Source organism: Pontibacter sp. HSC-14F20, from assembly GCF_019599265.1.
Classification (GTDB): Bacteria; Bacteroidota; Bacteroidia; order Cytophagales; family Hymenobacteraceae; genus Pontibacter.
On record NZ_JAHZTC010000007.1, the window covers coordinates 212,267 to 233,266 of the forward strand.

Annotated in this window: 21 protein-coding genes and 2 tRNA genes; 9 read left to right on the top strand and 14 right to left on the bottom strand. The window is 47.6% G+C overall.

Going from position 1 to position 21,000, the window contains the following annotated elements; all coding sequences use genetic code 11:
* Window positions 1-5: 5 nt before the first annotated feature.
* On the bottom strand, window positions 6-962 hold the full coding sequence (locus K3G39_RS09175) for a CvpA family protein (RefSeq protein ID WP_220625884.1): 957 nt from the start codon (window positions 960-962) through the stop codon (window positions 6-8).
* 178 nt (window positions 963-1,140) lie between these two features.
* On the opposite strand from K3G39_RS09175, the gene glgX reads away from it, so the two are divergent.
* Window positions 1,141-3,285, top strand: a complete 2,145-nt coding sequence (glgX, locus tag K3G39_RS09180; RefSeq protein WP_220625885.1) for a glycogen debranching protein GlgX — start codon at window positions 1,141-1,143, stop codon at window positions 3,283-3,285.
* A 22-nt stretch (window positions 3,286-3,307) separates the two neighbouring features.
* Complete coding sequence (locus K3G39_RS09185; protein ID WP_220625886.1) at window positions 3,308-3,589, top strand: GNAT family N-acetyltransferase; 282 nt, start codon at window positions 3,308-3,310, stop codon at window positions 3,587-3,589.
* A gap of 68 nt (window positions 3,590-3,657) precedes the next feature.
* On the opposite strand, the gene K3G39_RS09190 is transcribed toward K3G39_RS09185, so the two are convergent.
* The 5 genes from K3G39_RS09190 to K3G39_RS09210 all read right to left on the bottom strand — a co-directional run bounded on the left by K3G39_RS09190 (window position 3,658) and on the right by K3G39_RS09210 (window position 7,064).
* Window positions 3,658-3,939: a hypothetical protein gene (locus tag K3G39_RS09190; protein ID WP_220625887.1), complete on the bottom strand. Its 282-nt coding sequence runs from the start codon at window positions 3,937-3,939 to the stop codon at window positions 3,658-3,660.
* A 214-nt stretch (window positions 3,940-4,153) separates the two neighbouring features.
* Complete coding sequence (locus K3G39_RS09195; RefSeq protein ID WP_220625888.1) at window positions 4,154-4,687, bottom strand: YceI family protein; 534 nt, start codon at window positions 4,685-4,687, stop codon at window positions 4,154-4,156.
* Between the two features lie 95 nt (window positions 4,688-4,782).
* Complete coding sequence (locus K3G39_RS09200; RefSeq protein ID WP_220625889.1) at window positions 4,783-5,244, bottom strand: META domain-containing protein; 462 nt, start codon at window positions 5,242-5,244, stop codon at window positions 4,783-4,785.
* A gap of 138 nt (window positions 5,245-5,382) precedes the next feature.
* On the bottom strand, window positions 5,383-6,261 hold the full coding sequence (locus tag K3G39_RS09205; RefSeq protein WP_255594194.1) for a hypothetical protein: 879 nt from the start codon (window positions 6,259-6,261) through the stop codon (window positions 5,383-5,385).
* 116 nt (window positions 6,262-6,377) lie between these two features.
* Window positions 6,378-7,064 (bottom strand): VOC family protein, encoded by a 687-nt coding sequence (locus tag K3G39_RS09210; RefSeq protein ID WP_220625890.1) that lies wholly within the window; start codon window positions 7,062-7,064, stop codon window positions 6,378-6,380.
* Between the two features lie 190 nt (window positions 7,065-7,254).
* Between K3G39_RS09210 and K3G39_RS09215 the strand changes: the two genes are divergently transcribed.
* The 3 genes from K3G39_RS09215 to K3G39_RS09225 all read left to right on the top strand — a co-directional run bounded on the left by K3G39_RS09215 (window position 7,255) and on the right by K3G39_RS09225 (window position 10,792).
* On the top strand, window positions 7,255-8,901 hold the full coding sequence (locus K3G39_RS09215) for a catalase (protein WP_220625891.1): 1,647 nt from the start codon (window positions 7,255-7,257) through the stop codon (window positions 8,899-8,901).
* A gap of 100 nt (window positions 8,902-9,001) precedes the next feature.
* Window positions 9,002-10,414, top strand: coding sequence for a 23S rRNA (uracil(1939)-C(5))-methyltransferase RlmD (rlmD, locus tag K3G39_RS09220; RefSeq protein WP_220625892.1), 1,413 nt, complete (start codon window positions 9,002-9,004; stop codon window positions 10,412-10,414).
* A 6-nt stretch (window positions 10,415-10,420) separates the two neighbouring features.
* Window positions 10,421-10,792 carry a hypothetical protein gene (locus tag K3G39_RS09225; RefSeq protein ID WP_220625893.1) on the top strand — a complete coding sequence of 124 codons (372 nt, stop codon included), beginning with the start codon at window positions 10,421-10,423 and terminating at the stop codon, window positions 10,790-10,792.
* 144 nt (window positions 10,793-10,936) lie between these two features.
* Here the strand turns inward: K3G39_RS09225 and thiL are convergent, their stop codons facing one another.
* On the bottom strand, window positions 10,937-11,962 hold the full coding sequence (thiL, locus tag K3G39_RS09230) for a thiamine-phosphate kinase (protein WP_220625894.1): 1,026 nt from the start codon (window positions 11,960-11,962) through the stop codon (window positions 10,937-10,939).
* 192 nt (window positions 11,963-12,154) lie between these two features.
* Between thiL and K3G39_RS09235 the strand changes: the two genes are divergently transcribed.
* Window positions 12,155-12,964, top strand: a complete 810-nt coding sequence (locus K3G39_RS09235) for an SDR family oxidoreductase (protein ID WP_220625918.1) — start codon at window positions 12,155-12,157, stop codon at window positions 12,962-12,964.
* A 106-nt stretch (window positions 12,965-13,070) separates the two neighbouring features.
* On the opposite strand, the gene K3G39_RS09240 is transcribed toward K3G39_RS09235, so the two are convergent.
* Entirely contained in the window at window positions 13,071-13,664 is a 594-nt protein-coding gene (locus K3G39_RS09240; protein ID WP_255594196.1) for an SH3 domain-containing protein, read from the bottom strand.
* A gap of 213 nt (window positions 13,665-13,877) precedes the next feature.
* Between K3G39_RS09240 and K3G39_RS09245 the strand changes: the two genes are divergently transcribed.
* Together K3G39_RS09245 and K3G39_RS09250 are read left to right on the top strand one after the other, a co-directional pair.
* Window positions 13,878-13,950 (top strand) — tRNA-Lys (locus K3G39_RS09245).
* A gap of 57 nt (window positions 13,951-14,007) precedes the next feature.
* Window positions 14,008-14,080 (top strand) — tRNA-Lys (locus K3G39_RS09250).
* Window positions 14,081-14,396: 316 nt separating this feature from the next.
* Here K3G39_RS09250 and K3G39_RS09255 read toward each other — a convergent pair.
* Window positions 14,397-15,671 (bottom strand): Y-family DNA polymerase, encoded by a 1,275-nt coding sequence (locus K3G39_RS09255; RefSeq protein WP_220625896.1) that lies wholly within the window; start codon window positions 15,669-15,671, stop codon window positions 14,397-14,399.
* On the bottom strand, window positions 15,668-16,132 hold the full coding sequence (locus K3G39_RS09260; RefSeq protein ID WP_220625897.1) for a translesion error-prone DNA polymerase V autoproteolytic subunit: 465 nt from the start codon (window positions 16,130-16,132) through the stop codon (window positions 15,668-15,670). The genes K3G39_RS09255 and K3G39_RS09260 overlap by 4 nt, the downstream gene beginning before the upstream one ends.
* 379 nt (window positions 16,133-16,511) lie before the next feature.
* Here K3G39_RS09260 and K3G39_RS09265 point away from each other — a divergent pair, with 379 nt between their 5' ends.
* Window positions 16,512-17,594 carry a PIN domain-containing protein gene (locus K3G39_RS09265; protein ID WP_220625898.1) on the top strand — a complete coding sequence of 361 codons (1,083 nt, stop codon included), beginning with the start codon at window positions 16,512-16,514 and terminating at the stop codon, window positions 17,592-17,594.
* Window positions 17,595-17,718: 124 nt separating this feature from the next.
* On the opposite strand, the gene K3G39_RS09270 is transcribed toward K3G39_RS09265, so the two are convergent.
* From K3G39_RS09270 to K3G39_RS09285, 4 genes are read right to left on the bottom strand one after another with little or no spacing between them, the layout of a single operon-like run.
* Complete coding sequence (locus K3G39_RS09270; protein ID WP_220625899.1) at window positions 17,719-18,378, bottom strand: SOS response-associated peptidase; 660 nt, start codon at window positions 18,376-18,378, stop codon at window positions 17,719-17,721.
* Between the two features lie 15 nt (window positions 18,379-18,393).
* The gene (locus tag K3G39_RS09275; protein WP_220625900.1) at window positions 18,394-19,278 is read right to left on the bottom strand and encodes a TrmB family transcriptional regulator sugar-binding domain-containing protein; all 885 of its coding nucleotides are present in this window, start codon (window positions 19,276-19,278) and stop codon (window positions 18,394-18,396) included.
* An 18-nt stretch (window positions 19,279-19,296) separates the two neighbouring features.
* Window positions 19,297-19,662: an HIT family protein gene (locus K3G39_RS09280; RefSeq protein ID WP_220625901.1), complete on the bottom strand. Its 366-nt coding sequence runs from the start codon at window positions 19,660-19,662 to the stop codon at window positions 19,297-19,299.
* Window positions 19,663-19,665: 3 nt separating this feature from the next.
* Entirely contained in the window at window positions 19,666-20,685 is a 1,020-nt protein-coding gene (locus tag K3G39_RS09285; protein ID WP_220625902.1) for an HNH endonuclease domain-containing protein, read from the bottom strand.
* Window positions 20,686-21,000 lie beyond the last annotated feature (315 nt).

The following is a 21,000-nucleotide window of genomic DNA, read 5'->3' on the forward strand; positions in this document are numbered from 1 at the left end:
ATACGTCAGTTCCGGAATTTCTGCGTGATCATCAAACCATGTCTTTCGCTTTGCAGCACGGCTATACCTACCCGCCCGAAGCGCAGGTGCAGGATATTGGCCCGATGCCCCGGCGACTCCATCAACCCTTCGTGGGCAATATCAAGGGTGGGAGCCAGCGCCAGATTTTCGCCCGCCGCCCGGAAAGAGATATGGGCAGCCCGCATTCTGTCCGCAGCGCTGGCCCCTTCCGGTGAGACATGCGAGAAATAACCCCGCATAAACATATCAGCCGCATGACGACGGGCAACAGTCGTGAGAGCTGTGTCTGCCTGCAGAGGCTGCAGCCCCTTGGCGATGCGTTCCTGATTCAGCATTTCGAGCATGCGGGCCTCCAGTTCCGGCTTTGGCAGGAAGTCATCGGTGGTGAAAGGCAACTCAATGTACTGTTCCGACTCGGTTGCAATAGTGAGTTCGTTGAGGGTGCGCTCGGACACCCGTTCAAATACAGCCGCCAGTTCATCTTTGGCCAGATGGGTATAGGCACCAAATCTGCCGGTTATACTGCTCTCCTGTACATAGTGCTGCAGGCGCTCCGGCAATGGCAGCAGCAACAGCAGAATGGACATGATAGCGATAACGATGATACCGCTCAGTAGCCCGGGCAGGGTGCCAAGCGCCTTATTCACGGGGTGGTCGTGCAGCCTTTCCGAAAACAGATCCAGAAGAAGCGAGCCGATGAACTGAATGAGCATGCTGGAGAGTACCGCGATGACAAAAAAGGAGATGGGCGGAATCCAGTACATACTCCAGTCGGTGGCGCGGCTGAGCCAGTCGGCGAGCGAAGGGTATAGCCGGAAGCTCAGCACCAGACTACCCACCCAGCGCACCAGATCCAGCAGACTGAAGGCAAAACCACGGCGCCAGCCCATGTAAGCGCTGACCAGCACGATCAGGAAGAGAAGAAAATCAAGGGTGTTCATTCGGGTTTTTTAGCGGTAATACGAACTGGGAGCACACAAAGATAGAAGCGGCAGGCGCTCCGGCTCTGCCCGTTGCTGACATTTTATCTAAGGTATGGCACGACTATTTACAGGCTTTCTGCGTACATGAAAAAGTCCTAAAAAGGACATCATCAGCTACCTAAGTTACAAATTCCTTATGAATATTACCGTATACCCCGGCACTCCCTATCCGCTTGGTGCCACTTGGGATGGAGAAGGTGTGAATTTCGCCCTGTACGCCGACAACGCAACTGGCGTAGAACTATGCCTTTTTAACACAACGGAAGACGAAAGCGAATCGGTGAAGATCAAGATGACCGAACGTACCCATCAGGTATGGCACGCGTATCTGCCCGAGATCAAGCCTGGTCAACTGTATGGCTACCGCGTGTACGGACCTTACGATCCGTCCAACGGCCACCGTTTTAATCCGAACAAACTCCTGATCGACCCTTATGCCAAAGCCATATCAGGCACCATAAACTGGCACGACTCCCTCTTTGGTTATGAAATAGGCAGCCCCGAAGAAGACATGAAAATGAGCACGCTCGACAGTGCTCCCTTTATACCTTGCAGCGTGGTCGTTAACCCGAGCTATGATTGGGAAGGAGTGAAGCAGCCGAAGATCCCCTATCACAAATCGATCATCTACGAAGCGCACGTTAAAGGCCTGACCAAGCTGCACCCGGATATTCCGGAGGAGATTCGGGGCACCTATGCGGCCATTGGTCATCCGGTGACCATCAAGTACCTGCAGGAGCTAGGAATCACGGCTATTGAACTCATGCCGGTGCACCACTTCATCACCGACCGGCACCTGGCCGATCAGGGCCTGACGAATTACTGGGGCTACAATTCCATCGGTTTTTTTGCGCCGGATGTACGCTACTCGAGCAGCGGTACGCTGGGAGAGCAGGTGGTGGAGTTTAAGAACATGGTGAAGGCGCTGCACAAAGCAGGTATAGAAGTGATCCTGGATGTGGTGTACAACCATACCGGAGAGGGCAACCAGATGGGGCCTACGCTGTCGTTCCGGGGTGTGGATAACTCATCTTACTACCGCCTGGTAGAGGAAGACAAGCGCTTCTACATGGACTACACCGGCACGGGCAACACCCTCAACGCGATGATGCCGCCGGTGCTGCGCCTGATTATGGACAGCCTGCGCTACTGGATTCTGGAGATGCACGTCGACGGTTTCCGTTTTGACCTGGCCGCCACGCTGGCCCGGGAACTGCACGAGGTGGATCGTCTCGGCTCGTTTTTCGACATTATCCACCAGGACCCGGTTATCTCACAGGTAAAGCTCATTGCAGAGCCCTGGGACATTGGGGAAGGCGGCTACCTGGTAGGTAAATTCCCGCCGGGCTGGGCCGAGTGGAACGGCAAATACCGCGACTGCATACGCGATTACTGGCGCGGTGAGGAAAGTACTCTGGCTGAGTTTGCAGAGCGTTTTACGGGCAGCTCCGACCTGTACCGCGACGACTACCGCCGCCCCACTGCCAGCATCAACTTCATTACGGCACACGACGGCTTCACGCTCAACGACCTGGTGTCGTACAACGAAAAGCACAACGAGGCCAACGGCGAAGACAATAACGACGGCGAGAGCCACAACCGCTCCTGGAACTGCGGTGCCGAGGGGCCTACAAAAGACAAGAAGATCATCGAACTGCGGGACAGACAGAAGCGCAACTTCATGACTACGCTGTTTCTCTCGCAGGGAGTGCCCATGCTGGTGGCCGGGGATGAGATAAGCCGAACACAGCAAGGCAACAACAACGCCTATTGCCAGGACAATGAAATATCCTGGGTCAACTGGCTTACTGCCGACAAAGAACTACTGGCCTTTACGCAGCAACTGATAGAACTGCGCCGTAATCACCCGGTGTTCTGTCGCCGGCGCTGGTTTCAGGGGCAGCCAATCAAAGGAGTGGGAGTAGAAGACATCGCGTGGTTTCTGCCCGATGGCTCGGAGATGACCGAGGAGCACTGGAACCAGGATTTTGCCAAATCGCTGGGGGTGTTTCTGAACGGGCGCGGGCTACACTCGGTTGGTCCTAAAGGGGAGCAGATCATTGACGATAGCTTCTACCTGATTTTTAATGCTCACCACGAAGACCTGGACTATACCTTGCCAAACGCAAAATACGGCACGCAATGGACCAAAATACTGGACACCCACCACCACGAGATCAAAGACGACGGACCTACTGTAGAAGCTGGCGGAAATATCCGGATTGGAAGCCGCTCTATTGTGCTGCTGCATCATCCGGTGGGGCAACTGGTGGGAGGATAATATCAACTAAAACAAAACAACCATGGAGCTGAACATCAAACACGATAAAGAATACCAGCAATTTACCGCCAGCCTGGGCGAAGAAGATGCTGAACTGGCCTATGCCACTCCTTCAGAAGAAGTGATGGACTTTACACATACCTTCGTGCCGGAGTCGGCTCGGGGTAAGGGAGTGGCCAATAAGCTGATAGAGGAGGGGCTGTGCTATGCAGAGGAGAACGGGAAAAAAGTGATCGCGACCTGCCCGGTGGTGAAGAAGTTCATCCACAGAAATCCGGATTATCAGAAACTGTTACACCAATAGCCTGCACACAATAAAAGCAGAATAGGTATAGCTTGCCCTTAAAGCGGTGGGCTATACCTATTTTTAGGTCAGGACTTGTAGCGCGCGATGTAGGCAATAGCCGAAAGGACGAGCGGGTGCTTGGCCTGCATCTTTTCTATCAGTTGCTCCATCACCAGGTAATCGCTCACCGCCGTACTGATCTCACCGCACAGCAGCAGGTATTTGTACTTGATCACACTGATGTAGCACTTGTCATCATTATGGAGCATAAAGTTGCAGATATTCAGGTATAGCTCCTGAGCCGTCTTATCACTGAGCTCGATATTTAACGTGTCTTTTATTGCTTTTCTGGCGCTTTTCTTTTGCATAATAGTAGGAGGTTCTTCATGCAAACAGGCATGCTGAGGTATAGGACGGCTGAAAAGCCGGATGAAGCTCGAGCCAAGTTTTACCGGAAAGAAAATACCGGTAGAGGCGCTTGCCAGAAGTGGGTGGGCGAAGCGAACGAGAGTATTCTGTTAAGGTATAAGGTAATGTTGTAGCTGCGCTGGCAGGGCTGTATGAGCCAGCACAGCTGTGTTGCTATTGTTTTACAAGCTGAATTTCACAGTGAAGGCGTATCTCATCGCTCACCACAACACTGCCGGCTTCGGTTACGGCATCCCAGCTGAGGCCAAATTCTTTTCGCTTGATCTTGCCATCCACACTAAAACCGGCTTTGGTCTGTCCGTAAGGATCTACGACGGTACCATGGTACTCAACGTCCAGCGTAATAGGGCGGGTGGTGCCGCGGATGGTCAGGTCGCCCTGCAGTTTCTCAAAACCGGGCTTCAACTCTTCGTAGTTTTTGCCTTCAAAGCGTACCTCGCCGTGGCTTGCAGCATCAAAAAAGTCAGCCGATTTCAGGTGCGTGTCGCGCTGCTCGTTATTGGTACTGATCGAGTCGACATCGGCGGTGAACACAATGCTTTTGGTGTTGTGAAAATCTTCGTCTTCTGTCTCTACTTCTACATTGAATTTCTCGAAATAACCAGTCACTGTGGTGATCATGAGGTGGCGTGCCTTGAACTGCACTTCGCTGTGCGTAGGATCTGAAATCCATTTAGTTGTTGCCATAGGTATTCGTGTTTTTTAGCTGATCAATAGATAAGTGTTGGTGCCTTTAGCATACTGCTTACCAGGTAATATGGTTATAATCTGATAGTTATTGCTTAGCGTTCTTCAGGCATGTTAGGTTCTGCCCCCGCCCTGAACGTAGCTACAGCCGTGTTTTGATGGAAAAGTGTGAGCACATCGCCCGAGATTTTGTAAGTATCTGCTTTTTCGAGCACGGCCACCAGCAGGTTTTCCTGCTCAATGATCGGGCACATGGCCCGGGTAGTGCCCAGATTCGTGAGTTGCAGCGAGCCATTCTGTAGGTTATACCTGCCCATCAGCCGGTTGCAGCCAGTGTAACCGGTCAGCTCATTGTCAGCTGCCTCAAAGCGAATGTAGGCTGTGCGGGTCTCGGGATTATCCTCAAACTGCTGGTCCTGCAGGGAAAGCAGTATCCAGTAAGAATTCTGTAGTTCTGTGTCTCCTTCTCCGTACTGCCTGCTTTTCTCACTAAGGTTACAGGCACTCAGGTATAGGAAAAGCGGCAGTAGCCAGCCGTAGCGTAACATTTTTTTCATCGTGTTTTTATTAAAGGGCTTGTGTTTACCGGAAGCTTAGTTCAGCTATGAAATTGCATACGCATATGCGCATAATAAGGTAGTTTGGCAGCGCAAAGCAGGAAGTCCACCGGGTAGGTGGACTTCGCTGTTAGGTTTCTATTTCTGATAGCCGCGGACTCCGGGACCATAACTGGTAATAGGGGAGCTGGCCGAATAGTCTGGGCCTGAAGGGTAGCCATAGCCACGCGGGCTGCGGCTTGGGGATTCATCGTGGTCACGCTCGCGGTAACGTCTTGATTCATAGTTGTCATCGCGACCCTGACGATCCTGGTTGCGGTGGTCGTAGTTGCTGCCGTAGTGGCGACCGTAATCATTTTCGCTGCGGCTGCTGCTGTGCTCACCGCGGTCGTAGTAGCGGTCGTCGAGGCTTTCAGGGTCTTCGATGCTTCGGCGACCGTCCTGCGAGCCATGTGCGTAATTGTAACGCTCGTCCTTTCCGTACTGGTCGAAGCGGCGCCCGTGGCCGGTGTGGCGGTAGCTGTTCTCCTGGCGTGCATAACGGCGATTGGCATGGTCTACATCACTTTCTCTTCGCCAGTCGGTGTTGCGGTCACGCTCGTAGCCTCCCTGGCGCTGGTTATTCATGTAAGGGTTCGGGTCTCCGTAATGGTAATGATCGCCTTGCGAGCTTCTGCTACCTGAACCATAGTTGTAGTTATCTCTGTCGCGGTTGCTGTAAGCGCTGCCGCTGTCCCACTCGTTCTGATGCATTTGCCCCTGAGTGTGGCGATTGTCCTGATCGCGGGCACTTCGCCAGCTGCTGGCTCCGTACCCGCCACCCGGTCCGGGGGTGGAGCCGCCGTAGTTGCGCCCCTGGCTGCTTACGTTGCGGTATTCGTGGCCCTGGTCTGGCATGCCGTAGTAGTTGCCTCTGCTTTCGTAGCGGCTTCGGTAGTTCGATAAGTTATGATCGTCTCCCGAACGGTTTTCGCGGTTCCGATTGTCGCTGTCGTAATGTCTTTCTTTGTATCTCATAGTTTTATGTTTTTGGGTAGATGAACCTTATGCCTTTTAAACGGGCGTTTGGCCGCAGTGTTTACATCGCATGTGAACATCGTTGGCTTACGCTATACCTGCCCGGAATTCAGTTGCTATACCTGTATACCTGTCTGGTCAGATTCAATCACAAAGGAGTCATGCGCTACACGGTTGAGGGCAGGGGTCTGTACCACTACATGCATGGGCAGCGGCAGGGCAGGGTTTTGCGTGGGAAACCAGGGTCTTTGCGCCTGCACCACGATCAGCAGGCCCTCGGCATCACCCACAGCTTCAAACAAAGCGGTGGCCGATTTCCAGCGGGGGAGCTCAAATTTCTCGCGTAGCTCCTGCGCAAATCCTGCCACATCTGTTACCGGCAGGCCCACTTCGGCTATACCTGTCAGTTGCTCTGGTCCAAACGTAGTGCTGCTTGCAGGCGTAGTGCTGTGGGAGATAAACTCCAGCAGGTTATAGGCCGGGTCATAAAAATACAGAGACTTCGCCTGCCAGTTTTCATGTTCTACAACGGGAGCGGTGGCACCGGGCTCGTACAGAAAAGCCACTCGATCCTGTATCCAGGCAGCAGCTTCCTGAATTTTATGGCCCGGTAAATGAAACGCCAGGTGATAGCCGCCCTTTTGTGAAGTGTCGGCTGTACGGAATGTCAGCGTGCTATACCCTGCCTTTATGCTAAACGATTGATCATCTTCTGATAACAAGGGTAACCCAAGCACTTGCGTGTAAAATGCTTTCAGTTCCGCTGGATGACTAGTTTGTAACTCAAGCGCAGTTATTTTCATCAGGCTGATTGATAAAGTGACAGTGAATAACAGGTATACGCAGTTGGCATGACTTAGACAGTGCTTCTAATCAGACGGGGTTTATGTGGTTGATAAACAGATAATAAAACATTGATTTAAGGTGATTTGACTAACCCTTCTGTATTGGTTCCGTTAAATACTATCTGAAAATCTACCAAAATATCAGGTCATGAAAAATAACGAAAGCAAAGGCAATGGACAGCAGAAGTCCAGGTATAGCAAAGCCGAAAAGTCCCGCAATGCCAGCAAAGGAAGCACCCTCACCACCCGACAAGGGCACCCTGTTACCGACAACCAGAATATCAGAACTCTTGGTAGCAGCGGCCCGGCTACCATGGAGAACTATCACTTCATCGAAAAGATATCGCACTTTGATCGGGAGCGTGTGCCGGAGCGTGTGGTACATGCCCGTGGCGCCGGTGCGCACGGCGTATTTGTGTCTTACGGCATGGTGGGCAACGACCCGATTGAGAAGTATACCCGCGCCAAAGTGTTCAAAAAGGACAAGGAAACACCCACTTTTGTGCGCTTCTCTACCGTTGGTCATGGCACACACTCACCTGAAACCCTGCGCGACCCACGTGGCTTTGCCGTTAAAATGTATACTGAAGACGGAAACTGGGATTTGGTAGGTAATAACCTGAAAATCTTTTTTATCCGCGATGCCATGAAATTTCCGGACCTGATCCACTCACAAAAGCCGGACCCGGTGACCAACATTCAGAGCGCTGAGCGTATTTTTGACTTCTTCTCGGGTACGCCGGAGGCCACCCACATGGTCACTTTCCTGTACTCGCCATGGGGTATACCTGCTAACTACCGCCAAATGCAGGGCTCCGGTGTGAATACCTACAAGTGGGTGAACGAAGATGGCGAAGCTGTGCTGGTAAAATACCACTGGGAGCCGCTGCAAGGCATCCGCAACCTGACGCAGAAAGAAGCGCAGGAAGTGCAGGGAAAGAACTTCAACCATGCTACACAGGACCTGTACGAAGCCATTGAACGCGGTGATTTTCCGGAGTGGGAGCTGAACGTGCAGATCATGAGTGACGACGACCATCCGGAACTGGACTTCGATCCGCTGGATGATACCAAACTTTGGCCACAAGACCAGTTTCCATGGCATCCGGTAGGCAAAATGACCCTGAACCGCAACCCGGTAGACTACTTTAACGAGGTAGAGCTTTCGGCATTCGGTACCGGTGTGCTGGTTGATGGGCTCGATTTCTCGGACGATAAGATGCTCCAGGGCCGTACCTTCTCCTACTCCGACACGCAGCGCTACCGCGTCGGCGCCAACTATTTGCAACTGCCGATCAACGCGCCTAAAGTGCATGTAGCTACCAATCAGCGTGGTGGCCAGATGGCCTTCGATACGGACTTTGCTGAAGGGCAGAATATCCATGTGAATTACGAGCCGTCTATACTGGGCGGGTTGAGTGAGGCTCCGAAGCCTGCAAAGGAATACACCCCCCGCTACGAAGCCAACCTGGTGCGCCAGCCAATTGAGCGGGCCAATCCATTCAAACAGGCCGGCGAAACATTCCGCAACTTTGAGGATTGGGAGCGGGAAGAGTTGATCAACAACCTGGGCAACGACCTGGCCAAATGCGACCCGCTCATCCAGGAGAAAATGCTGAGCTATTTCACGCAGGCCGACGAAGACTATGGCCGGCTGGTGCGCGAGCGCATTGAGCAGGCGACGCAGCAGATGCATAAGATGGACAAAGGTATGGATGGACCAATGGGCAATGTGACAGGAGAGGAAGGCGTAGAAGATGCGCAGCAGAAGTCACACAAAGCCAAGCCTTACTAAGCCGTAAATTTTTAGGTATAGAAAGGCCGTTTCCAAACAGGGAGCGGCCTTTTTAGTTAACTTCTCACATCTCCCGAAATTTAGTTAATTTTGCGGCACTGTGAGAAAGCAAAAGAAGAAGACAAATTTCGAGATACTCGAAAACATCCGGATTGAGGAGATGGTGGCGGAAGGTAAGTGCCTGGCCCGTCACGACAACATGGTGGTATTTGTGGGCGGTGTGGCTCCCGGCGATGTGGTAGACCTGCGTGTGACCCGCAAAAAGAAGAGCTTTATGGAGGCTGAAGCGATCAACTTCCATGCTTATTCCGATGTGCGCGTGCAGCCTTTCTGTGAGCATTTCGGTACCTGCGGTGGTTGTAAGTGGCAGCACATCGGCTACGACACCCAACTGTTTTACAAGCAAAAGCAGGTGCAGGATAACCTGGAGCGTATCGGTAAAGTGGCGCTTCCGCCTTTTGACCCGATCCTGGGCTCTGCCAAAGACAAATTTTACCGCAACAAACTCGAATTCACGTTCTCCAACTACGGCTGGCTGACCAATGAGCAGATCAAGTCGGGGGAGGAGCATGAGCGGCGGGCGCTGGGTTTCCACATGCCGGGCCGCTTTGATAAAATCCTTGACATTCAGAATTGTTACCTGCAGCCGGAGCCTTCCAACAGCATCCGACTGGCCGTGCGCGACTATGCCCACGCCAATAACCTGGTGTTTTTTGACAAGCTTCGCATGACGGGCTGGTTGCGCAACCTGATTGTACGGACGGCCAACACAGGCGAACTGATGGTGATTTTACAGGTATACCACGACGACCAGGAAGCCTTGACAGGTATACTGGATCATCTGGCGGCAGAATTTCCTGAGATCACTTCGCTACAATATGTGGTGAACGGCAAAGGCAATGAAACTTTCCATGATCTGCCGGTGATCTGCTACAAAGGACTGCCTTATATACACGAGGAGATGGAAGGTATACGCTTCCGGGTGGGGGCGAAATCTTTCTATCAAACCAATGCAGACCAGGCCTATCAACTTTATAAACTGACCCGCGAGTTCGCCGGCCTGACCGGAAACGAACTGGTATACGACCTCTATACCGGAGCCGGTACCATCGCTAACTTTGTAGCCCGTCAGTGCCGCGAAGTGATAGGTATAGAGTATGTGCCAAGTGCCATTGAAGACGCGAAGATCAACTCGCAGATCAACGATATCACCAACACTACCTTCTATGCGGGTGATATGAAAGATATCCTTTCGGATGAGTTGATCGAGCGGCATGGCAGGCCGGATGTGGTGATCACCGATCCACCGCGCGCAGGTATGGATGAGAAGGTAGTGGCCAAACTGTTGCAGGTACACGCAGACCGCATTGTGTATGTAAGTTGCAACCCCGCCACGCAGGCCCGCGACCTGGAGTTGCTTTCTGAGAAATATGATGTAGCCCGTGTGCAGCCCGTGGACATGTTCCCGCAGACGCACCACGTAGAAAATATTGTTCTGTTAACAGCGAAATAAAAGCCTATGCAAAACGATCCAGAATTGAATGGCAAGTACCTCGGCACCATCTCCAGAGATTTTGTGGTGGTGGCCGAGACCCTGCGTGAAGCATCGTACCAGGTGCGCAAACGTAATATTTCCAAGTACCCGATCTTTGTTTTTGCCCGGACGCAGGTGCCTGTTGGCTCGCTGTTCCTGGCCAAAGAAGAGCTGGCGCTGGAGTGGAATATCAACGCTTCATACCTGGAAGACTTCATCAAGCACAGACTCGTAGACGAAGAAAGAGTGGCAGATTTTGCAGCCGCCTATAAAGACCCGGATGAGTTCTGTTGTCTCTTTGTGGTGGACGGCGAGAGCTTCACCAACTTCGTGTTTATCCCTTATCCGGAGGATTAATCTTATCGACAAAAGAGATTTTTAGCAAAGGACTTTTTAGAGATTCCTGAAAACAAAAAAGAGAAGCGGTATCGCTTCTCTTTTTTGTTTATACCTACAAAGGAAAGTCTTTTGTCCTTTTTCTCAATATCCTAGGTCAAAGATTTAAAAATGCTGCCAGCCCTGTGCCTGCAGCGGGAAGGACTGACCGTGCTTGTTGGCCAAGTTGATGCCTTCGCTCTTGTCAGTGATCTTGCCAATGATGCTGATGTCGGGGTGGTTCTTAACCTTGTCGTAATCTGAAATTGGCACCGTGAAAAGCAGTTCGTAGTCTTCGCCACCGTTGAGGATGCAGGTGATCGGATCGAGCTTGAATTCCATGGCTGCTTCCAATGTCTGCTCATCCACAGGCAGGTTGTCTTTATAGATCGTAGCACCTACACCGGACTGCGCACAGATATGGAACAGCTCCGAAGCCAGACCGTCCGACACATCGATCATAGCAGTTGGTTTAATATCGCGCTCCTTCATATCGTGGATCACATCCATGCGGGCCTCCGGGCGAAGCTGTCGGCCTACGATATATTGCCTGTCTTCGAGTTGTGGCTGCATTTCCGGATCGGCCATAAAAGCCTGTTTCTCGCGCTCCAGAATCTGAAGTCCGAGGTAAGCAGCACCCAGGTCGCCGGTCACGCAGATCAGGTCATTTTCCTTAGCTCCGTTGCGTAGTACAGCTTCGCCTTTGGCCACTTCACCAATAGCTGTAATGCTGATCACTAAACCGGTGCGGGATGAGGTGGTGTCACCACCTACCAGATCCACGTTGTAGTTTTCACAGGCCAGTCGCATACCTTCGTACAGTTCCTCCACAGCCTCCACGGTATACTTGGCGCCTAGTGCAATATTCACCGTTATTTGCGTCGGTTTTGCAAACATTGCCGCAATATCCGATACGTTGACGGCCACTGCTTTGTAGCCCAGGTGCTTAAGCGGACAGAAGGTGAGGTCGAAGTGCACACCCTCCAGCAGCATGTCGCTGGTCACGACGATTTGTTTCTCGCCCGGCTCCAGAATGGCGGCATCATCACCTATGCCTTTGATAGTGGATGGCTGCGTAAGCTCGATCTTTTCATTCAGGCGCTTGATCAGGCCAAACTCGCCTAATTCACTTAGTGAGGTATAGTTGCTCATCTTGTTTCTGCTTTATACCTGCAAAGGTACGCAAAATCTGAGGTATAGGCGTAATCTGGCCATGCCGGAATTCCTGAACGAAAATTAGCGCAGAAGTAGTAGTTTTGTACCTGATTCCTGCACAGTGTAGGAAGCTAACTAATGAGTTGTCCGCCAGGCGATGTGGGCAAGGTATAAGCTGATTTGACAATGATGAAAAATAAGGTAGTGCTCGTTACGGGCGGTACATCAGGTATAGGCAAGGCGCTGGTATTTGCTTTTGGTAAGGCGGGAGCGAAGGTAGCCTACTCCGGTCGTAACCAACAGAACCTCGACCAGACTGCACAAGAACTGACGGCAGCAGGTATAGACAATTTGCCTATTAATGCGGATGTGAGTGTGGAGGCAGACTGTGAGCGTATGGTAGCTGAAACCGTGAGCAGGTATGGCAAACTGGATGTCCTCATCAACAACGCGGGCATCTCCATGCGTGCCCTTTTCGAAGACCTGGACCTGGACGTGTTGCGCAAAGTAATGGATATCAACTTCTGGGGGACAGTGTACAGCACCAAGTTTGCGTTGCCTTATATACAAGCTGCAAAGGGCTCCATCATCGGCATTTCCTCTATTGCCGGTTACCGGGGCTTGCCAGCCCGTACTGGCTACTCCGCTTCTAAGTTTGCCATGCACGGCTTCCTGGAAACGCTCCGCACGGAGTTGCTGCACTCCGGTGTACATGTACTTATTGCCTGCCCGGGTTTCACCTCTTCCAACATCCGCAATACCGCCCTCGCCGCCGATGGTCAACAGCAGGGCGAAACGCCACGTGACGAACAAAAAATGATGAGTGCCGAAGAAGTGGCAGACCGCATTTTGCAAGCTACCATCAAACGCAAACGCGATCTCGTCATGACAACACAAGGAAAGATGGCGGTATGGGTAAACAAGCTGTTCCCAAGCCTGGCTGATAAACTGGTTTACAATGTGATGGCGAAAGAGAAGGACTCACCATTGAAGAAATAGACAAAAGACTTACAGTGCTATACATAAATAGAGAAGTTTTCGGGCTTCTCTTTTTATGTATATGAAAGATCAAAAAGTCCTTTATCAAGTAGTCCGTTGCCAGATCCTAAGGCAGCTCCAGGAGATTGTGCTTGCGTACGTAAGCTTTCTCGCCCTTCCACTTAATTTCGTACCAGATGTCCTGTTCGCCCGTGATAGGCACTTTGTGTCCCTGCGAAACGGTGGCCAACCAGGTTGCACCGGCCGAAGGTGCTGACATGATCGCTACCTGATCGTTGCGGATGATACCTGCATTACCGAGGTTGAGGAAGTTGATGTAGTACAGGATAAAGAGCAGGTATAGCATAAACCCCAATTTGAACGTCTGGCTGAACCGATGCCCTTTGCGCCAACTCACGAACATAACCGTGACTGTCACGACAGCGACCAAGAGCATCAGTTCCAGAATCCGCATGTAATGTTTGCTGAACTGGGTTTTAAAGAACTGCAGGTCGTTGTACTCATAGCCGCTCAGGCGGTGCGTCTGTCCTAGTTCCTCCATCTTTTTGAGGACCGAACGGCTGGGCTGTTTTTTATAAAAGAGATGCAGGTAATACATGGCCCCGGTATAGTCGCGTGCGCTTTCCTTGATATAAGCCATTTTAAGTAGCATCTGTGGCGTATATACCTGCTGGTGCTGCAACAACGAATCGTAGAGCATGAAAGCCTCTGTATACTGCAGGCTATTGAAGAGAGAGTCAGCTTGTGAGAGTGCTTTATTATCTGTCTGACTATAAACTGGTTCGGTGTTTAGCGCCAAAAAAAGGAGCAAAAAACCAGAGATTTTGAACCAAAGATTTTGCATTTAAACAGATAGCTATTACTTTTGCAACGCAATTAAGGGAAACGTCCCTGAGAATGCAAGTTAGTAAAAGATTCTGTAGCTCAGCTGGTAGAGCAATACACTTTTAATGTATGGGTCCTGGGTTCGAATCCCAGCGGGATCACAAACGCAAGCGCTTTGTTTCGATAAAGCGCTTTTTTACCAACTAACACATAGTACCGATTCTGTAGCTCAGCTGGTAGAGCAATACACTTTTAATGTATGGGTCCTGGGTTCGAATCCCAGCGGGATCACACCACTCAAAACGAGTGAAATGCAAAAAGGCTGTTTACGCAACGTAGACAGCCTTTATTATTTTTGCTTATTAGTTTTTCACTAACAAATTCGTGTTTTGTTAGTGAAAATTTGTCCTCATTTAGTGAATCATTTTTTTGCCGTTAGTGGCATAATTATAAAAACCCATCACATTGAGCCATGATGATGTAAATCCCACTAAATAGAAGGATTTTAAAGGGTAGAGTGCCGTATTTTGCGATTCACTAACATTCACTAAAACCTATTTTTAGCTAATGTTCACTAACATTCACTAACAGCACTAAGGTTTAGTTTTTATCTCACATAGACCTTCTGTATTTCATCTATCCGTGTCGTGTAACAAGGCGACTTAAACTCGCTCCTAAGCTGCCATGAATTATCAATTCCCTGTGTAGCTACCCTAACCTTACTTCTGCCGAATCTGTCAGTTAGCACATCTACTACTTGCATGAGCCGTGCATGCTTATCCCTATCCACAGTATCCAGCAGGTCAAGCTGTATTTGGCTATCAGGTACAATTTCGGACACAATCACACCAGACTTCTTATACCAGTAGCCATCCCGATAGATTTCTTTCAAAGCAATGCTGGCATAATGGATTAACTCCATATCAGAGTTGGAAGCAACAGGCAAGGCAACAGTCTTGCTGTTAGAGTACTGTCTATCACTTTCTGAATAGCGATTGGTGGTCACAAACACAGTAACCAGGTTAGCACAGCTCTTCTGCTGGCGCAGCTTCTTAGCGCACTTGGCTGCATAAGATGCCGTAGCTTCTCGCAGCTCATCGAATGTGTTTACTTTCTTTCCGAAGCTTCTGGATGTGCATATATTTTTCTTAGGTGGAGCAACCTCGTCAAGTTCCAGGCACGACTCCCCACGTAGTTCTTTCAGCAGTCGTACACCCACAATGGTCATGTGCTGCTTTACCCAATGCTCCGATAGCTTTGAGAAGTCGAGAGCGGTGTTGATGTTGCGCTTATTGAGAAACTTGGCATACTGCCTACCAATACCCCATACATCCTCTATTTTGGTCGCTTCTAATGCTTTCTGGATATGATAAGGGTCTGTCAATACAAGAACTCCATTCGCTTTAGTGGACTTCTTGGCGAGCCTGTTAGCTACCTTAGACAATGCCTTTGTAGGTGCCACCCCTAAGCTAACTGGAATACCAGTCCACTGCTGCACCATGCGCTTTATCTCCCAAGCGTAGTTGTTTAAGTCGATGTCGTAGAATTCACCCAAGTCAAGGAAGCACTCGTCAATCGAGTACACTTCCACATTTGGGGTGAAAAGGGATAGCGTTTGCATTACCCTGTCTGACATATCGCCATAAAGGACATAATTGGAAGAAAACGAACGCAGATGTCCATTCTCCACCAGATTCCTGATTTTGAAGTACGGCTCTCCCATTGGGATACCCAATGCTTTAGCTTCGTTGCTGCGGGCAATCACGCAGCCATCGTTGTTGCTCAGCACCACCACAGGTTTACCGTTTAAAGATGGGTCGAAGACACGCTCACACGATGCGTAGAAGTTGTTGCAGTCACATAGAGCGAATAGCGAGGTCATTGCCTTACTGGTTTATGGAGAATCCAGACCACCACACCCCATACACGCATGTCCATTTCTTCGGTGACCTCTATGGGCTTGTAGGCTGGATTAGCTGGCATTAGATAAGCTTTGTTGCCAATTTTCTTAAACGTCTTAACCGTGAACTCACCATCCAGAAAACACACCACTGGCATACCATCTGAAGCTTTAAGAGATTTATCAATCACCAGTATGTCGCCATCGTGGATGTTTGCATCTATCATAGACGAGCCTTTGACACGCATCATAAAGGTGGACGTGGGGTTCTGAATTAGGTACTTTCCTAAGTCGATACGATTTTCCTCATACCCATCTGCTGGTGATGGGAATCCAGCAGAGACGTAAGATGCGAACATAGGTAACTCAATAGCTTCTAAGAAATCGAAGCTTATATTCTCCAGTAGGTGAGAATGTATGGGAATAATCTTTGCGCTGCACATATCAACCAACTCTTAGTCTTAAACACTAAAAATATTAGCACAATATACGGGCGCAAAAACAACAAAAGCTAAATATATTAGTTTTATTTATACACACTAATCATTCATTCCCGTGTGTTAGTAGTACGATAACTAAGCTTTTGATATTACTTTCTATATTAATGCCTGTTCAACTCATCCACATCAATGACCTTTGACTTTTATCTTGGTGGCTACGCACGTGACCACAGCTATCGCCTTTAGGAAAGTGCCAAAAATCGTAATTCACCATATATAATAACACTAATTGCAAATTCCACTCATTTTTCATTATCACTTTCTTCCTATATTTATTGTAGCATACATATAGCTTTACAAAAAGAAATACCAGCCATCATAAATGAAAAACTCAAAATTTAATGCAGCTCTTAACACTAATAGTGTAGTATCTGTCGATTTATATAATGTATTCATAGACTCTGATATCCTTTACAAGGACCCATTCTTTAAAAATGAATTTAGTGATTTACTTTTGAAGTTAGCTAAGGATAAAAAGCTCACCATCTACATATCTGCTGTAGTTTATGAAGAGACTCTCAATAATTACAAAGAGATAGTTTCCAAAGAAGTAGCTCAGCTTGTAAAGCACCAAAGAAATCTTAGTAAATTGAAGCAGAGTGATTATTATTTTAAATACATATCAGTAGAAAACTATGAAAAGGAATTTGTGGACTTTTATCAACTAATGTTTTCTAATGGTACTTTTAAGATATTAAATTACAGCAATGATGTATTACCTGAACTTGTGAATAGGTCAATCAAAAGATTAAAGCCATTCTCAGATAAGAAGCAAGAGTTCAGGGATGGAATTATATGGTTAAGCATTATAGAAGAAATAAAATCAAAAGGGTTGAGTAACAATTTCTTCATTACTAATAATATTCAAGATTATTATGATGAAGATAAAGTGAGTCTTCATACTTCTCTTATAAAAGATTGCAGTAACATATTACCTTTTACTTCTACAAAAGATTTTCTGTTAACTCATATTGATTTGAGTCGGTTGGAAGTAGATTTTGATTTTATTAAATGGTTAGAAGAGCAAAATATTGATGAAAACTACATTCTAAAGAATATCAAAGATAAGACAAGTGATACTTTGGTTGAAAAGTTTTCCATTGCCGTAAGTGACTATGTTATTAGCTATCCTGATGCTTCAAACGTTGCGTTTTTTGACATTAAAATAGATATTGGAAGTATTAAGATAAGTGAAATACAGAAACGTGTTATAGGTACTTTTGCATATTTAACTTGTCCTGTCTCATTAGATTTTACAGCCAATGTTTTAACTCCTGATTTAATTAATAGAAGCTTTATTACCCAAGAGAGGGGTTTTAAAGCAACATGTGAACTAAATTTTTATTTACATAAAGAGAGTATTTCATTATCCAACATTATTATCAGTCTTATTATAAAGAATTAGCCTTGTGGCGAGATTAAGTCCTAATATTTTTAATAAAGTGCTTAATCAAAATTACCTTAGCCCTAAAGCTACCAATATGTTCAACATTTATTTTATGATACTGCCTTTGATGATATTACCCTTATTAAAGTGAGTTTCCTACCTCAGGCACGTTGTTCGTTGGTGAGTTCACCAGTATAGATACAGGGTATTCTTTCATTTTGTCGGCATCGTATGGCTTTAACAGCGATAGCAAGTCCTCCTGTGTCTCATGTTCGTCCAGCCACAGTTTTTCCGCTTCTGGTGAGAGTATCACAGGCATACGGTCATGGATTGGCTTTACTAAATCATTGGCTTCGGTTGTGATGATGGTATAAGTATGAAGAACTTCACCTGAACTTTTATCCACCCATTCATCCCAAAGTCCAGCGAAACTAAATAGTTGTTCGTTCTTTAACAGAATCCTGTGCGGCACTTTGCCATGTGAAGTTACTACCCATTCGAAGAATCCATCGGCTGGCACCAGACAACGTTTTGATTTGAGCAGGTTGCGGAATGATGGTTTCTCCGTAAGTGTTTCCGCTCTGGCGTTTATTGAACGTTTTATTGCCTTAGCGTCTTTAGCCCAAAACGGCTGTAGCCCCCATGAATAGAACTGTATGGTATCAGGCTTTTCGTTAGTTACTACTGGTAAAGTCTGTGATGGAGCAGCGTTATAGTGCGCTTCTTTCAGGCTCTTTTCCAGAAGCTTGGCAATACGTGAATCACCTTTCGCCTTCGGTATGACTGAGTATCTTCCGCACATAGATTCTAATTTTGGTTAGTTACACTTCTTTTTTAACTCATCGACACTTAGTATAAACGCTGTAATCATGTCAGCGATTAACTTACCCTCTACAGCATTAACATTCTTCAATGATTGAATGTCAAATGATGCATTGGATGTTGCCCATATTGTGTCACTGCTACTGTACCATCCCTCCATCAGTTCAAAAGTTAGGTCGGAATGGAGGGGAATTCCACTACTACTGTTTCGGATGCACTCGAACTCTTTCTTGGTCAGTAAGCTTGATATTCGAAACTTATTGACCCTGCTATTCCAGATGAATGCATTAAAGGTGCTGCCACCAGCTTTTATCTCCACACCATGACCCTTATGGTATACCTTAACGCTTTTGTCTAATCCATCTCTTATGGTGCAGTACAAGTATTTATCCCATTTAAAATCCTCAGGCTTAGTATGCTGTTCGTTTGTAGGTGCGGATTCCTGGATAGGTTTCTCAGTCGGACTACTATGCGGAGCGTATGTTTTCAGATTTCGTTCAGTGAAGTTTACCAGTTGCTGAATTTCTTCTTTTGTTTCAGTCACATAGCCGATGTCAATCGAGTTTTCATCAGAGTACTTAATCATGTTCTGTGACGTGACAATGGCATACTCTTCGTTGTAGTAAAGCTTGGCATGCAAGTCCTGAATCCTGATGGGGGTGATACCCAACTCGGTGAACTGCATCAAATCCATATCAGCATTTTGCCTTATATAGAACTCTATCCTGACGCCACGTTCTTTAGCTCTCCTAAGACGCAGTTTCATTTTCTCCCAATTTTTGAGATTAACATAGGGAGAAACTACGACCAGGTATTCGTTAGCATCCTCAATAAGTGTCATTATTTTGGATGCTATTTCCAAAGGAGGTATAAACTTCATTCTAATCGTATATCTAAATTAATAATACCCTTTTCCTGCCACACAATGCCTGACACCACCTCTCGGGTCTTCCATATCGCCCTTATACCGTGGTATCAAATGACAGTGGAAGTGAAATACTGTCTGTCCAGCGACCTCACCGCAGTTCATGCCGATGTTGTAACCATCAGGTGAGAACTCCCGCTCGATTAGCTGCTTGCACTTCTCAATCACCTCAACCAGATGCAGCTTCTCAGTATCTGTTAGGTCAAAGTAGTCAGACCTAAGTTGATTAGAGATGATTAGCGAGTGACCTGGTGAAACAGGATATTTATCTCTTATGATGAAAAAGTGGTCGTCTTCATAAATGATTCGGTCTTTTGGTATTTCGAGAAAAACACTCATGGCTTAAAATGTGGCTGGTAGTTCAATTTCGGGTCTCCATGTGTGAATGGAGTGGTTCTTGGCAATGTCGTAGTGATTTTGTAGAAATGCCCTGCGCTTTTCAGGTGTATCGCCCGTTTGGTTGACAATAGTTTCCGATAGTGGGTGCTTACTTTCAATGAAAAACTCATTCCTGTTATAAAGGCGATACAGGTATTTTATGTCAGGAACCGTAGCGTTCTTCTTTCTATTTACACTACTGTCAGCTAAAACAAGATTCCATACACCATTGATATTGGCGGGGAAGTGATACTGCTTATTGATATGTGGCAGAAAGTGGTCTACATCGCAGATATTTGGGGATAGGATGTTCACTGAGATGTCCTGGAAACTGTAAAAGCACTTCCCCTTTTGGTAGCCATTCAGAGCATCACGTACAGATGTGATATCCACCCTGCGCATGAGTTTGTTTTCCAGGAAGAAAAGCTCCTTGTCTTCATCATATTGCACTTCCAGCAGGTTCGGGTTGATATTGAGGTTCCATGCTGTTTCTACCAGTTTCCAACGAGATTCTGTTTCCTGAACGAAGTTCTGGAAGTGGAATGATTCTTTCAGGCGCAGTAGGTTATCGGTTATAACGATTTCCTTTTTGCCATTGGTGTAGTTCTTCTGGTAGAATGGGTCAGGTACAGTATCCCTATTGACTACTTGAAAGGCATCCACCACATTAACAAAACCAAGCTTCTCAGTTTGGATAAGCAACTCTTCCTTTGTGATTTGGCTGTTGATGAAGCTTCTGCACGTATCCAGGAACTTGCTGGATGTGGCGTTGCCCTGTTTATCGTTCTGTCGTAGGTGGTCGACTACATGACGTGAGAAAGGCTCGGCAAGGTCAGCCAGTGAAACAGTCGTCTTCTCTTTCTCAACCAGCTCAAGCAATGCTTTGGCAAAAGCGAACTTGTAGGTTGCCGAGTTCTTCCCAAACAGGATGATGGCTCGCCACTGTGATTCAAGCGATGGGTCGTTTACCTGGAACTTTACCATTAACTAAATTAAAAAGAGCAGATTTTGTGAATATGTTTACTTGGTAAGCACTTTTCAAGATAGTAATAATCTCAATCTACTTTAAGTATGATAGGTGGCTTTCAACTTCAATATCGGTCGATACTTACATGGACGCAGTTTTCGAATAGTGTACTAAGTTAAAAATGAATGCCAAAATTACACCAGTATGACCTCCCCCCTAAAATTCGGACCGCTGTAAAGTAGAGGAAACGGGCAATTTGTCGTATCAAAACAAAACGAATTGCCATGAAAAAATCAAAATTCACCGAGGCGCAGATCATCTTCGCCATCAAG

What these genes read in the sequence shown, in the direction of transcription:
- K3G39_RS09280 (WP_220625901.1), bottom strand. Translation starts at nt 19,662, where the DNA reads ATGAGTGTTTTTCTCGAAATACCAAAAGACCGAATCATTTATGAAGAC.
- K3G39_RS09195 (WP_220625888.1), bottom strand. Translation starts at nt 4,687, where the DNA reads ATGGCAACAACTAAATGGATTTCAGATCCTACGCACAGCGAAGTGCAG.
- K3G39_RS09225 (WP_220625893.1), top strand. Translation starts at nt 10,421, where the DNA reads ATGCAAAACGATCCAGAATTGAATGGCAAGTACCTCGGCACCATCTCC.
- K3G39_RS09255 (WP_220625896.1), bottom strand. Translation starts at nt 15,671, where the DNA reads ATGACCTCGCTATTCGCTCTATGTGACTGCAACAACTTCTACGCATCG.
- K3G39_RS09210 (WP_220625890.1), bottom strand. Translation starts at nt 7,064, where the DNA reads ATGAAAATAACTGCGCTTGAGTTACAAACTAGTCATCCAGCGGAACTG.
- K3G39_RS09175 (WP_220625884.1), bottom strand. Translation starts at nt 962, where the DNA reads ATGAACACCCTTGATTTTCTTCTCTTCCTGATCGTGCTGGTCAGCGCT.
- K3G39_RS09200 (WP_220625889.1), bottom strand. Translation starts at nt 5,244, where the DNA reads ATGAAAAAAATGTTACGCTACGGCTGGCTACTGCCGCTTTTCCTATAC.
- K3G39_RS09260 (WP_220625897.1), bottom strand. Translation starts at nt 16,132, where the DNA reads ATGTGCAGCGCAAAGATTATTCCCATACATTCTCACCTACTGGAGAAT.
- K3G39_RS09270 (WP_220625899.1), bottom strand. Translation starts at nt 18,378, where the DNA reads ATGTGCGGAAGATACTCAGTCATACCGAAGGCGAAAGGTGATTCACGT.
- K3G39_RS09185 (WP_220625886.1), top strand. Translation starts at nt 3,308, where the DNA reads ATGGAGCTGAACATCAAACACGATAAAGAATACCAGCAATTTACCGCC.
- K3G39_RS09275 (WP_220625900.1), bottom strand. Translation starts at nt 19,278, where the DNA reads ATGAAGTTTATACCTCCTTTGGAAATAGCATCCAAAATAATGACACTT.
- thiL (WP_220625894.1), bottom strand. Translation starts at nt 11,962, where the DNA reads ATGAGCAACTATACCTCACTAAGTGAATTAGGCGAGTTTGGCCTGATC.
- K3G39_RS09215 (WP_220625891.1), top strand. Translation starts at nt 7,255, where the DNA reads ATGAAAAATAACGAAAGCAAAGGCAATGGACAGCAGAAGTCCAGGTAT.
- K3G39_RS09265 (WP_220625898.1), top strand. Translation starts at nt 16,512, where the DNA reads ATGAAAAACTCAAAATTTAATGCAGCTCTTAACACTAATAGTGTAGTA.
- K3G39_RS09285 (WP_220625902.1), bottom strand. Translation starts at nt 20,685, where the DNA reads ATGGTAAAGTTCCAGGTAAACGACCCATCGCTTGAATCACAGTGGCGA.
- glgX (WP_220625885.1), top strand. Translation starts at nt 1,141, where the DNA reads ATGAATATTACCGTATACCCCGGCACTCCCTATCCGCTTGGTGCCACT.
- K3G39_RS09205 (WP_255594194.1), bottom strand. Translation starts at nt 6,261, where the DNA reads ATGAGATACAAAGAAAGACATTACGACAGCGACAATCGGAACCGCGAA.
- K3G39_RS09190 (WP_220625887.1), bottom strand. Translation starts at nt 3,939, where the DNA reads ATGCAAAAGAAAAGCGCCAGAAAAGCAATAAAAGACACGTTAAATATC.
- K3G39_RS09235 (WP_220625918.1), top strand. Translation starts at nt 12,155, where the DNA reads ATGAAAAATAAGGTAGTGCTCGTTACGGGCGGTACATCAGGTATAGGC.
- K3G39_RS09240 (WP_255594196.1), bottom strand. Translation starts at nt 13,664, where the DNA reads ATGCTCTACGATTCGTTGTTGCAGCACCAGCAGGTATATACGCCACAG.